Source organism: Sulfurisphaera javensis (assembly GCF_041154675.1).
Taxonomy (GTDB): Archaea; Thermoproteota; Thermoprotei_A; order Sulfolobales; family Sulfolobaceae; genus Sulfurisphaera; species Sulfurisphaera javensis.
This window is the reverse complement of sequence record NZ_AP031322.1, coordinates 1,131,249-1,144,714: the sequence shown is the minus strand read 5'-3', so window position 1 is coordinate 1,144,714 and position 13,466 is coordinate 1,131,249. Positions and strand designations below refer to the sequence as shown.

Below are 13,466 nucleotides of genomic sequence, written 5' to 3'. Positions count from 1 at the left end.
AAATTTATGACTGATGAGTCATCCGTCAAAAAAGATCATAGGCGAGATATCCTCAGAGCTTTCTAACAAAAAGATTGTTGTAGGCGTAACTGCAAGTGTTTCCATTTATAGGACTATTGATTTAGTAAGGACATTAATGAGACTAGGTGCCGAAGTTAAAGTTATTATGAGTAAGGATGCTACAAAGTTAATTTCTCCTTCTATGTTTGAATGGGCAACTGGTAGCCCAGTTGTTACTAAGCTTACTGGCGAAATAGAACATGTTACTTTAGCGGAGGATTTTGATGCTTATGTAATAGCTCCAGCAACAGCAAATACAATAAGTAAAATTTCTAATGGTATTGCAGATACTACTGTAACAATTACAGCTTTAAACTTCATTGGGCTTAAAAAGCCAGTAATATTAGTTCCTGCTATGCATTTGCCAATGTATTTTTCTCCTCAAATGGTTAGTAATTTAAATAAACTAAGAGAACTTGGGGTAATAGTAATAGAACCATTCTTAGTCAGAGACGTTGCTCATTATCCTGACATAGATTATCTTGCAAGTTATATTTCGACTTTATTACTTAGGGGAAAAGATTTAGAAGGATATAAGATTGTTGTTACTGCAGGTCCGACTAGAGAATACTTAGATCCAGTGAGGTTTATATCAAATCCAAGTAGTGGTACTATGGGTGTTGCAATAGCTAATGAGGCTTATTTTAGGGGTGCTGACGTTGTTCTAGTTCATGGCCCTTTAAGCTCTCATTTAAAGCCATATGTTAAGAAAAAAGTTAGTGTTGAAACTACTAATGAAATGGCTAATGAAGTTGAAAAATTTGTTAAAGAGGGGTATAATATTGTAATTTTAGCTGGCGCACCAGCAGATTATAAGTTTAAGAATACATCTTCTTCTAAAATAGATAGCCATGTTGAGGTTCCAAAAATAGAACTAGAGAAAACAATAAAAATATCTAGTGTAATTAGAAAATATAATGTTTTTCTAGTAGGATTTGCAGCAGAGACAGTAAATGATGATAGTGAATTGATAGAAAAAGCAAAATTAAAGAAAGAAAGGCATGGATTTGACATAATTATTGCCAATAATGCATCTAGGAGAGATATCGCATTTTCCTCAGATTACAATGAGGTCATAGTAATTGGTAAGAATTTTGTTAAAAAGATAAATAAAAATTATAAAACAATAATAGCTAGAGAGATACTTGATATAGTTAAACAAGAATACAAGACTAAGTAAGAGAGTAAGTTTAAAAAGAAGGAGATTATAATAATAAATGGACTGGCTCGGGTAGCTCAGCCTGGTTAGAGCGACGGGCTGTGGACCCGTAGGTCCCGGGTTCAAGTCCCGGCCCGAGCCCTATTTTACGATAATTTTCACTGAACTCCGCCGGTCTTATTCCAATTGCATAACATATGACGAAAAAAGAATAACATAAGATTATACTATAATAGAATCGGGTGATTTTATGATACAAGTAGAAAAATTAACAGATGAACAGAGACAAAGGGGTTTGGGTCTCATTGAATTTCATTGTATTTATTCTCGGCCCTTGGATTTCACCGAAGTCATGGTTGCCCAATCATTCTTCTCCGTCCCTTTCGCGGGAAACCCCCCACCTCGCATTATAGCGAGGGAAACCCGCACATCTTAAGTTTTTTCCTTCTCCCCACCACTATTCGGGAATTTACCATCCACATCTGTGATGGGAATCTAAAAAATATATAGAATGCAAAGTATTTAAACTTCACGCTTTAACGAAAACAGTTTTCGACGGCTTTTATAGAATGCTTTAACAATGATTATAATATTGAACTTTTAGTTACACTTTGGGGACCCTTTGAAGATGGAAAGTATAGTATCGAGTTTAATACTGTATCTACAAATACTATGATAATAAAGTATGATAATGAGGTGCTAGGAAGTATAAGCCAAGCATATCGTACATGTGAAGCTAAACCCGATGAGATAAAAGATGTGGTTAAGCAGTGCTTAAATAAGTAGACTATTAGCTATCTAAGCTTTGCTCTTTCATAATTCCTTAGAGGAGAGTAATAGTTAATCCCATTTACTATGCTTTCTTCATCATGTAGGAAAAGTCTACATATTGTAGACCTTAAACTTTATTAAAGGATTCTTCTCATTGTAACTCTGTAATCTAATAAAGTATATTACTTGTTAATTATTCGATATGGATAGAAATTTGTATACTCAGTGGTATCCAAAAATTACTTAATATTTCTGATCTACTACTATATGTGAGTTTTATGGGATAAGATGGTGATGTATAGTGTACATTAATGCAGTTAGACTTATCCCGAATCTAGATGTGTTAACAGTGTATTATGTTGATCCTTCTAAAGTCCCGAGGCAAGATATCACTATGATAGGGTCTAAGATAAACAAAAGTAGTTCTTCATTGGTTGCTACTGTATTTACTAATGACTATAATGAGGATATTAAGGCTGGAATATATTTTACTTCTGCTAACGGAGAACTGAGTGAGCAAGAGTTACAACAATTCCCAGAAATAAAAGATGCTGTTAAGAAACAGTATGATTCTAACTCTATTATAGCCTCTAGGTTGTTGATCAACAAGTTAAAGAAAGACTTTAGAAATAATGAAAAATTAAGACAGTATGAATGTCAAAAAAAGGTAATAGGGAGTGATTTATGCTTAGAGTTTACTCATCAGCAAGCAGTGGATTTAGAGATTTCAGATGGGTATTTTGATAGTTTTTGTGGTAAATACCCTTGTCTATGTGGTGAAAAGAAAGATAACTTATGTCAAGTAGTTAAGCGTTTTACATTTAACATAATGCAGAGCGAAATTAGAGATGAAAAACTCCTACACTTAGTTATAAATTTATCATATGGAATTAATATGGAATTAAATTTGGAATATATTCTTAGTATATTAGGAAAGGAAGGGAAAATTGACTCTCTAAAGGGAGTTAAAGTAAACTTTCTCGCTGATCCCAATTCGAAAAATAAAGTGTATACAATTGAACGTATTGAAGAGAATAGAATAGTTTTGAGTTCTCCAGATGACGAGAATAATCAGATAAGCATTCCAATTGATCCCAAAATGTGGAAAAATAAATATCTGATAAAAATAAATCCTAATTTTAAGAGATCAAGATTATTTATCCAAAATAATTTATGTAAGAACTTTGATGCCTTCCGAAGAGACTTGGGTATGTTAATTACCCCTCGAAAATTTTACAAAATCATGTTAGATGAAAAAAATTTAGAAAGGTTATCTAATCTACTTAAGGATTTAATGGTAATAGGTGGAGTTAGATATGATATACCAACTAAATTGGAGGTAATCGAATAATGAAAATTTTTCATAGATTTTCATTATCAGATTTCTTATTAAGATTTGGTGAAAGCAATGTAAATATTCATCCATACTACATTACATTCTATGGCCCTTTTTCAATCTCATCACATTATGATAAAAATATCAGTGTAAATAGATATAAAAAGATATTAATAATCTGTAAAAAGGAGAATTTAGATTCATGCAAATCGCTAAGTAATGATTTAAAAAATGGACTAGAAGGTAATAATTGGCGAGTTTACAAAGGATTTAACAATATTTTTAGAACTAATATAGATTTTCAAGTAGTTGATTATGATTCTGGAAACGATTATGATCCTAATAAGATTCTATCAGTATATGAGGATAATTATGAGTCTAAGACTTTTCCTTTAATTGTCCTTCCTAAGACTGCAAGAAGTGAAATAGATAGTATATATTATAGGGTGAAAGCAAATTTCCTCAATCCAGAACTAGGCGAACTTTCGTCCCCTACCCAAATAGTAACAACGGATACTTTAAAGAACAGTTCCATTTATATATGGTCGCTTCTGCCTATGGCAATCCAATTGTTTGTAAAGATGGGCGGGGTGCCTTATTCTCTGGCTCAAAGTCCAGTAACTAAGGAGAGAACATTGAGCGGGAAAATCTCTCTTCATATTATCGGGCTAGGTTTATCTAGAGATCCGTTAAATAATAAGAATTATGTTGGTTATGTTTCAGTTTTTGACTCTTATGGTGTATGGGTATTTGGGGATAGTAATGTTCTCGATTCGAATAACGTACCAACTAGTTTTGGTGAAATAATTTCTAGATATATTAAAGATATTGCAAGCAAGTCTAGTGTACAAGATCATATAGTCATTATTCATTATTCAGGAAAGGAACTAGGAAGAGATGATGATGAAAAAATAAGAAAAGCTATTCAAGAGGCAAAGAATTCATTAGGTTCAAGAGTAATCATATTCGTTTTGAAAATAAATTATTCAGACCTTGTGTTAATTGATGATTCTAGTGAATATCAAGGTAAGTCTGGAGAAAATTCATGGTATCCACCTATAGGATTAACTATTAAATTGAAAAATAATGTTTATGCTCTAAGCACTACTGGAACTTTTAAGATTTCGAATCAACAGACGAAGGCTAACATATTTAGAGGATTACCTACACTTTTGTTAGTATCTAGGCATATCGAACTAGAAAATGAAAGTAATCTTGATGAAAGTAACCTTGATGATCTTACTTTAATTAGGACTGTTTTCGCAATGGCTAGACTTAATTATGTATCAGTTCAAAATCCTATGCTAAAGGAACCAATAACTACTAGGTACTCAAGAGAAATAGCTTATTTAACATCTAGGGTTTTTAGGGTTAGTGAGAAGACTCTACCAGAAAATGTTAAAAAAGTAATGTGGTTTATATAAAAAGATTTATTGATTTCCTAATTCCTCGAGCTTATGAAAGAATGTTAATTCTATCTTCATAGCTTTCCTCTTATAGATGCGAAAGAGTATTACTAAGAAGAATATAATTACTAGAAATATAAATACGATCAAACTAATAATAGGTAAAATAATCTCAATAATCTGTAAATGTGATGATAGGAAACCTTGATATGTACGTTCTCCCACAAATGCTATAATCGCTGCATAAAGAATATAAAGAATATATTGTATGGATCCTAGTTTTGATTCCATAAAACTTAATATAGATATTAGTTTTGGTATTCTAGATAGCAACCAATATATTTTGTTAAGGTTATCATCAACTTTTTCCTTCTCTTTTAAGACATTAATAATTTGACTCTTTATAATATCTAATTCCTTTTTGAAATATTCCAAGACTGAAGATTTTATATAATCTCCTGAAAGAGAAATTATGTTGTATCCGTCAATTAGCCTCTCGTCTAATATAATTTCTGCTTCAAGGTCCTTTATTGAATTATTTATATTATCCGCACTCTTTATAAGACTACTATCTATTATTGATACTACTCTAAGCTTGAGTATCTCTTTAAATATACTTGCCCAACTATATTCATTTACGGGTATTCTATCTAACTCCATTTTAATTCGATTTAGAGAATATTGTGCTTCAGTGTACTCATCTCTTTTTGTTAAAGATTTCTTAGTCAACTCGTTAAATTTCGTTATATATTCTACTTCTTGAGAAACAGCCATAATCATTTTAAATGCACTTCTTTCATTATCATCCATTTCATCCTCAACTTCAGATAATTTTGTTAGCAGTTTTTGTGCTCTGCTTAGCCCTCTATAGAACAGCAGATGATACGCTATGATTATGTACGCATAATAAGGCCTAGGTAGTTTAATATTATTAGAATTTTCTGATTCTTGTTTGTTACAGATCAGATCATAAATGTACAAATAAATTATGTTATCAGATAGTTGTTCACATACTTTGGTCTGATCATGTAAAATTTCTAAAGTTCTATCTAACGCATCTAAAAGAGTCTGAGATGAGCGAGGACTAATCATGTATAACTATAACTAAATAAGAAAGTTAATATGTTTTTCAAGTTTGTTTGAGTTTAGAAATTACGGAGTAGTAAGAAGACCTTAGTTTGTCGTTTTAATTACTCTCCTAATAGCCGACAAAATATTCTCTTTATCAAAAAACAATAAGCCTAACATTTCCTAGTGAGAAAATCTTATTTAGAAAAGAAGAAATATAATGTAATTAGGGGTAGGGATCAGACCTGACCCTGCTCATCACGGTCAGTTTCCGGGGCAATTCATTATTCCTCTATCCCGTCCTAATTCTGTTTGGGCAAATATTTGAATATTTCACTTTTATCGGAATTATTGTTAATAGTATAATAGGAATAATATTACTATCCTTTTTACTCGCTTAACTCCCCAGTTAACATCAGCTAATTTTAAGCTAACTATATAGCTAATTGAATTTTTTTGTATTTTTTAGGAAATTTCTTATGATAAGAAAAAAGAGGAAGAAGAAAGAGACGAAATAGAGCTCATTCATCCAAAACAGATGAGGCTCATCTGTAACAGTCTTTCAATTCCTTAGAGGAAAGTAGTAGTAAATAATATGTCTCGAATTTCACACATTTCTATGCTAAAAAAGCTCAACACTGGCTACTTATTTTTCTAAAATCTCATTAACTCCCCAGTTAAGTTTGTATGATGATCATGAAGAATTATTTAAAACCATAACGAAATATTCATAGGGTAAATAGTTTGGCACTTGCCAGGATCTCTTTCAATTCCATAGGAGATATATTAGTGATTAGACTATGGAGGGGTATAATAGTTTGTCATCAATACAATGCCCTTACTGTGGTGCTACTATGAATCCTCTGTCACTTACTAATATATCTGCTTCCGGAGTGGGTATTACTTTTTCAAGACCTACCAGGCTAGGCATTCCATATTATTGTGGTGTATGCCACAGATTGTTTTGGATAGAGAAACCAGATCTTAATTATCTATTAAATCATATGGAATTTAATGAATCGATATTACGCTATCTTAATACAAAATTTGGAATAACGCGTTACAAAGATTTTCTTAATAATAATTATGTAGCTTTTACTAAACGATTAGCATTTGCCAGCAAATACGCTTCTCTAAAGGCAGAAGATCCAACAAGTATTATAAACCAGTTTATCAATTTTATTAAGAAGAGACAGATTTTTAGTTATGATTATATCTTTGAGTATAAACGTACTAAAAAAAGATATTATATTACGTGTTATTACGAGAAAAAACTTGACAAGTACGTATGTCCTGGTCCAGAACCAATAGAGGTGTGAGTATGAGAGAGCTCCCAGATAAAACTAGGTATTATACATTGGATGAGGCTGAAGGGAAGGAGTTTGAAAAAGTAGATCTCTTTATATCTGATGTAGTGTTAATTTTGTTCGGCTTATCACCAGATAAGCCTATATATTCTAGAATAAAATACCAGAAAGGGCTCTTTCTATTCTACAAGGAATTGGATAAAAAAGGATATACTTACGAAGACCCTCATTTTATACCATACTCCTATGGTCCTTATAGTTTCCTTCTTACTCAAGAGTTGGATAATTTAGTCTGGTCAAACTTCATCAAAGTAGAGGGGCAGTATGGTAAAGAGACAGAAGCATTTTCATTAACTGAGAAAGGAAAGAGGGAAGCTCAAGCAATTATTGAGGAAAAGATAAGGAGAAAAGACTTAGAGGACTTTAAGTTATTCAGGAGAAGTATTGATCAGTATACTGTAAAAGGAATATTAAGGTACGTTTACGCTAATTATCCGCAATATAAGGAGCGTTCAAAAATCAAAGATAAATTCAAAGAAATTAAGTGGGGTAGGGGTAAGGGATGATAGACATCAGTATCTCAGATTTATATAGATATGAGCTTAATGGTCTCTATGTAAGGGGGTATAAACTAACAATCAATGGTAAGGAAATACTACTACCTATAAAGGCTCTATCGAGAAAAGAGATCATTTCGAAACAATATACTCCAGCAAATTTATACATCCCTGACCACGTATTTTTGGTTAATATCCCCTTTAAGCCCGAGTTAAAGGCTGAACTGATTGATAAAATATACGAATTGAAGAAGTTAATGTCAGATAACAATAAGCTATTTCTTGTTATTCCGTCTATTCAAGGAAAACTGTCTCAAGTTGAAAAAATAAGAAGTCTCTTAAATGGTGTGATAGAATTTCAAAAGGACATAGAAAATCCATTATTATTTTTACCATTAAATAAATTAAAGGGATCATCAATCCAAGATATCATCTCTTCTTTTGCGAAGACTTATCAAAATATCGTTCCTATAATAGGGTTTGATCCGGAGATAGCTAAAAACGTGATAAGTAATACCAGAATCAAGATGTTAGGAATTATTTTCAACAAGAGAATAAACACCTTGAACAAAATATGGAGAGATTTAGTTGAATTCAACAAAATACTAAATCTTAACAACATTATCCCTATAGTTACCGGCCTACCAGAATCTTTTACGGTTACCTTAAGCCCTAATAGACAAAAAGTTATGGAAAGCACATCAATTTTTAGGTATTTCTTTCCAGGCATATTATCTTATAGTTCCTCAGTTAGGATAACTACGAGTAAGAAGCCTCTTCCCATGCCAAAAATATGGGAAGAGGGATTTCGTAAAAGTTTCATTGTTGATCCAGTAACACACGAAGCCAGAAATCTTCAAGATGTTGTTAATGATGATCGATTTCTATCAGAAACAAAATCCTTTATTGACAAATTTACAGGTCCAGATAAGGAATCGGCAAAATATCTTTTAACCCGTATTGAAGAGGCAGCAAGGGAGAATTCAGAAGATAAGCTCGGAGTAATAGTTTCTCTGACTAAGATGTTAAATTCGTTGATTATAAATAAGGACTTTGAGGAATTTCATAAAGATCCAATTTCCTCTAATCCCACTATCATTAATACTTTCAGATCTCTCTTAAATCAAAAGTGGGAATGAGCTGAGGATTACCAATGTTATTGTTTCCGGAAAGTCATTATACGTTATCGCTCTATGTTCATGATTACATAAATGAGGGCAGAAAGTCTGTGGCGGGGAGAAGCCAGATATTGTACTACCATCGTGATCTACTCCGCCCGGAACATTAAACCTAAGTTTTCTGTGTATCAACGTTTGCAAATTATGGCAATTTACTCCCCAGTAAACTGAGAGAAACAAATTGAAATAAACAAACAGCCTATCTAGTCTTTTTCTAATTTTTTATCTACAATGTAAACTTTTCAGTTTACTCCCCAGTAAAAAGCTAAAAATCCTATAGCTGGTATAACTACTACTCACCTAAAAAGAGATAGAAAAAACAATTTGCAAACTTGAATTTTTACGTAGGCTAATTTTTAGCTAATTATAAGCTAATTGAATTTTTTACATTTTTTAGAGATTTTTTATGTAGAGAAGGAAGAGGAAGGGGAGGAAGGAAGGATCCTTACGTACACATAAATAGCTGAAACATTGCTTATTCAATCATAAGCTTAGTAGTAGTAAATAGTAGTTGTTGAATTTGCTAACTTCTAATATGGTATTATTCAAGATAAAGATGTTTTTATAAACCATGCAGGGTTAAAGAATAAATATAATTTAGCTTTTCATAAATACATACAGGTAAAATGCTTAATGCTATTAGGTAATCTCAGAAAAAATAAGACTAACGCTGACATTAAACCCAGGGTGGTTTATGCCCCTTATTTTATTAAATTAAAAAGAATTGGTGATAATCTCTTATTAAGGGTAGATACATCTGAACTAACTAGGGCCTGGGCATATTTATTTAAATATGTTTCGGGTGAATTTGATTTAGGTGCACCAGAAAGAGACAGCTTACTGGAGGAAATAAATAAGAAAGTGGATTATTATTTCAAGTACCCAGCTTTTATAGAGGATAATTGGGAGGAAGGCCTTGCTACTGCAATATATCTATACATAATCGAAAAGACTGAAGACAATGAAAATATAAGAGGTCTTAAGAAAAAGTTGAAAGAGATTCTGGAAAAGAGGTCATATTATAAAATAGCCGGAGCTCCTTACCCAGAAGAACTAGGATTCTTACTGGCATATTTAAATGTAGACATACATGAGTTTGCTAACTCTAACAAAAAGGTTCTTTTATATTATTATTTGTATCACAAACTACAGAACCAACAATACAGCATTGATATTAATATAAATGAGGTATTTGATAGAAGTAACTTGTTAGAGGCAACACTTGCATACTTACTATTCGGATCTAGCTCTGGAATACAAGAGGAGAGTATACTAAACGAATTAGGTAAAATTAGTTTCATAAGTGAAGTACAAGAGTATTTCAAGTCCCTCGGAATTGAATATGACCCTACATTTGAGGAAGTACCACCAAATGAAAAACTGTTTATTCTCCTTATTGCACTTAAAAAACTTGATTTTGATAAAACGGTATATGTTGTAGGTCAAAGTTCAGAAAAAGCAAAGAAGTTAATTGAAAATAGTGAAAAACTTGAGAAAACTATTAGGACACTCAAGACATATTTAATAATTCTATTAATTTTAATTAGCATACTTTTAGCACTACCATTTATTTCATTACCTTCAAAGGAAATCATTGAGATTATAGTAACTGTTCCACCATTTGTATTTTTCCTATATGATCTTATCTCTGACAAATTGAAGGAAAATAAATCATCAAATTAAATAACATATTTTATGGTTAGTTTTTATCTCCTTAGGTTGAACGACTTCTACTGAAGAGGTCATATAGATTTTGTTAACATAGAAATGGAATAGACGTTTTAGTTCTTTTCAGTCAATTTGAAGTTGTATAAAAAGGAAAATCCATTCTTCTAAAGTTGATTCTCATGTCTTGTGATATTTGTATAGTGATACTATCATGATCTTCAAAAAGATCTTTCATAACTTCGAGTATATAATTATACCTATTCTTTGGCTTAATGAGGCTGAGTTCCCTAATTTTTCTTATCATTTCTTTACTAAGTTTCTTATTTTCATTAAGAACTTTAACTTTGTATTCAGCACTAATTTCAACCCTATTATCAAACACATCAATAGTTAATCTTAATCCCCTACAAACCTCTATGTTATTAATTCTTACTTTTTCAGTACATATATAGATTCCAGATCCTGTGTTTGGTAGTTGATAGCTTAGTTTCCTTTTATTTAATATATGGTATCTGATTGCATTAGACATGATTATTCTGAAGTAATCTATATTTTCTTCTGGATTTATCTTCTTGCAGTCCTTTTGTATTGAAGGCTTAACATCTATTTTACTTAGCACTTCTTCAAGTATTTTCCTAGTCTTCTCGTCCTCTTCTAATGTTGTGAAGTATAATTTGTTTTCCCTTGGGACAGCAAAAATCCCTTTTTCAGCCAGTTCATTAAGTACCTTATAAGCATCTCCTTCGTTTTTTAGGTCGACACAAGAAAGACTTATCTCGTTTATTTCACTGTCTGATATGTAAACATTAGTTTCCAAAACCATGTATATCACGTCCTTTACAATATATCCCTTATATCGGCTTTTCTAAAACCATCAATACCATTTTTAAGCGCACATTGTAAGAGTCTTGCAAATCTATTTGAGTACTTAAGAACTGCTATTTTTCTTGACTTAATGTTTAGATGTTCCCAATCAGCCTTAATTTGGAGGAGTGTTACTTTAGCTACAGCTTCTGGGTTAATATCTATGTTAGTAAATATGTTTAACCTAATCGGTTTTGGGGTTCCTAATGGTGGTATATAAGGTACCTTACCTAGGATAACAGGCTTGATGTAACCAGTAGCTGCAATTGTAACCTTGCTATGGTAAAAATCATCTGACTCTGGTTTCCATTTATTTCTTCGCTGTACCCACACCGTACCCCTTTCGACATAAAAATCTTCTTTAGAAGTATCAAAAAGTCTTTCACTAGTAGTATATTGTGCATGAATGAATACCCATCTAGTATTTCCTAGTACGTCTTTTATTGCCTCCTTTTCTTCCTTATGGAGTGGTGAAGTCTTATAAATAATAACTAATGGTGGATCTGAATGAACTACTTCTCTATACCATCTAAGTCCCTTCTCTAGTAGATCTGCCATCTTATCTTTTGGAACGTACAGTCCTTCTGAGGTATTCAATGATTCTTCTAACTCGAACTCTTCTAACTCGAACTTTTGATAATAATTATTAAAAGTTGAGAAGAAACCAACACCGTATACTATTTTCTCATGCGGCCTAGCGAATGATATTCCAATGACTAGACCGTTAGATATACCATATTCCTTCGAAATCTCTTTATATACTTCTTGGTCTGGGATCCATGGAGTACCATCTCCACTCTTAGCTAAAAATTGGATAGCAAGATTCAATGGAATAGCATACTTATACATTTTATGAAAAATTTTTCGAAGAGTAGATAATTTAATGAATTGTAATCTAACTCCTTCTATCTTAGCGTATACCTTGAGTATATCATGAAATTGGTTAAATGATTTCTCTTCACCAACAACTAGGTGTACAGTATATCTTTTATCAGTGTAGTCAAAAAAATTTGATATGTCCTTCTTTATTTCATCAAGGTTAACTACCTCCAGATTTTGGTCGAACTCATATTTAATATTAAAGACCTTGCTTAAATTCGAGCCTCTAGAATTAAGATAAGGCCATTGATAAGGACTGCCACTAATAGGATCTTTCCCTCTATTATAAAGGCCATCTAACAATTTTGCTACTATGTTCTTGTACTCTTCAGAAATATTACCTAACGCTAATACCCTTATGCTAATATCGGCTTTTTTATAAGGTTTTAACACTGTTATAAATTCTGGAATATGATGCTTGGCGTTCCTCCCTAAAATGACTTTTATAGTCGCCTCATTAAGTTGTGTAACATAATCAGTTTGGCTTGTCATCATTTTATGCCACCTTTAACATTACAAGTCGCATCAACATCGCTAAATATAACGTTAAAGTTATTAGCTTGGTTTTGATTTGAATTATTAGTAGACATCTCTTACAACACCTCCGAGCCCCTCCTAATCTTTTTCTTTTCTCCTGACTTAAATCTATATCTAATGGAAGATTGTGTATTATCCTTTATTTTTTAAAAATAAAGACTACCAACAATCTCCTAAACAACTCCTACTTATTTTCGAATGAAAATACGTATATTTATAGTAATACCAATGGACATGAAATATTACCAAACGTTAGTTTTAATGTGTAAGTAACGGAGAAAAAATTTTCATCATAGGTAATACCTACATGTTTAAAACGGAGTTTTTCCATCATCATTCCTCCAAAAAATTTTGGTAACTTCTTCCATCTTGAAGGAATTTGCACATATTTGTAGTTAACTGGGGAGTAAACCGAGAAAGATGGATAAAGTAGTTTAAGCTTAATTAGATAAAATGAGAAAATGAAAACAGGGGTCAGTTCTGTCCCTCTTCGTCACTGTTAGATGCCGGGAAACTCAACACCACTCCCGCCCCGATTTCATAATCTTCAGATAGAAAGACTACCACAGTTGTAATTACTTTTCTAGGAGGATAAGCTTAATTAGAAAGGGAGGAGTATAATATGATAGGGGGATGGAGAGGGTCTGGGTCAGCGCAGGCTGGTCATTTACCCTTC

The 13,466-nt window shown here is 32.2% G+C and carries 10 protein-coding genes and 1 tRNA gene; 8 read left to right on the top strand and 3 right to left on the bottom strand.

Translation table 11 applies throughout. The features are described 5' to 3' along the window. The first annotated feature begins 13 nt into the window (after positions 1 to 13). The 4 genes from coaBC to ACAM25_RS06135 all read left to right on the top strand — a co-directional run bounded on the left by coaBC (position 14) and on the right by ACAM25_RS06135 (position 4,750). Complete coding sequence (coaBC, locus tag ACAM25_RS06150; RefSeq protein ID WP_369611435.1) at positions 14 to 1,240, top strand: bifunctional phosphopantothenoylcysteine decarboxylase/phosphopantothenate--cysteine ligase CoaBC; 1,227 nt, start codon at positions 14 to 16, stop codon at positions 1,238 to 1,240. Between the two features lie 45 nt (positions 1,241 to 1,285). Beyond that, positions 1,286 to 1,360 (top strand) — tRNA-His (locus tag ACAM25_RS06145). A 931-nt stretch (positions 1,361 to 2,291) separates the two neighbouring features. After that, entirely contained in the window at positions 2,292 to 3,341 is a 1,050-nt protein-coding gene (locus ACAM25_RS06140) for a hypothetical protein (protein WP_369611434.1), read from the top strand. Further along, positions 3,341 to 4,750, top strand: a complete 1,410-nt coding sequence (locus ACAM25_RS06135; protein WP_369611433.1) for a Piwi domain-containing protein — start codon at positions 3,341 to 3,343, stop codon at positions 4,748 to 4,750. Before ACAM25_RS06140 ends, ACAM25_RS06135 begins: the two co-directional genes overlap by 1 nt. A 6-nt stretch (positions 4,751 to 4,756) precedes the next feature. Here ACAM25_RS06135 and ACAM25_RS06130 read toward each other — a convergent pair whose 3' ends face one another. After that, a complete protein-coding gene (locus ACAM25_RS06130; protein WP_369611432.1) occupies positions 4,757 to 5,824 on the bottom strand; it encodes a hypothetical protein in 1,068 nt (355 codons plus the stop codon). 794 nt (positions 5,825 to 6,618) lie between these two features. Here ACAM25_RS06130 and ACAM25_RS06125 point away from each other — a divergent pair. From ACAM25_RS06125 to ACAM25_RS06110, 4 genes are all read left to right on the top strand, one after another. Next, positions 6,619 to 7,119: a hypothetical protein gene (locus ACAM25_RS06125; protein ID WP_369611431.1), complete on the top strand. Its 501-nt coding sequence runs from the start codon at positions 6,619 to 6,621 to the stop codon at positions 7,117 to 7,119. Between the two features lie 2 nt (positions 7,120 to 7,121). Further along, a complete protein-coding gene (locus tag ACAM25_RS06120; RefSeq protein WP_369611430.1) occupies positions 7,122 to 7,673 on the top strand; it encodes a hypothetical protein in 552 nt (183 codons plus the stop codon). After that, positions 7,670 to 8,803: a hypothetical protein gene (locus tag ACAM25_RS06115; protein ID WP_369611429.1), complete on the top strand. Its 1,134-nt coding sequence runs from the start codon at positions 7,670 to 7,672 to the stop codon at positions 8,801 to 8,803. The genes ACAM25_RS06120 and ACAM25_RS06115 overlap by 4 nt, the downstream gene beginning before the upstream one ends. A gap of 672 nt (positions 8,804 to 9,475) precedes the next feature. Next, on the top strand, positions 9,476 to 10,525 hold the full coding sequence (locus ACAM25_RS06110) for a hypothetical protein (RefSeq protein WP_369611428.1): 1,050 nt from the start codon (positions 9,476 to 9,478) through the stop codon (positions 10,523 to 10,525). Between the two features lie 112 nt (positions 10,526 to 10,637). On the opposite strand, the gene ACAM25_RS06105 is transcribed toward ACAM25_RS06110, so the two are convergent. Both ACAM25_RS06105 and ACAM25_RS06100 read right to left on the bottom strand, forming a co-directional pair. Beyond that, on the bottom strand, positions 10,638 to 11,333 hold the full coding sequence (locus tag ACAM25_RS06105; protein WP_369611427.1) for a hypothetical protein: 696 nt from the start codon (positions 11,331 to 11,333) through the stop codon (positions 10,638 to 10,640). A 14-nt stretch (positions 11,334 to 11,347) separates the two neighbouring features. Continuing rightward, positions 11,348 to 12,748: a Piwi domain-containing protein gene (locus ACAM25_RS06100; protein WP_369611426.1), complete on the bottom strand. Its 1,401-nt coding sequence runs from the start codon at positions 12,746 to 12,748 to the stop codon at positions 11,348 to 11,350. Positions 12,749 to 13,466: the final 718 nt, after the last annotated feature.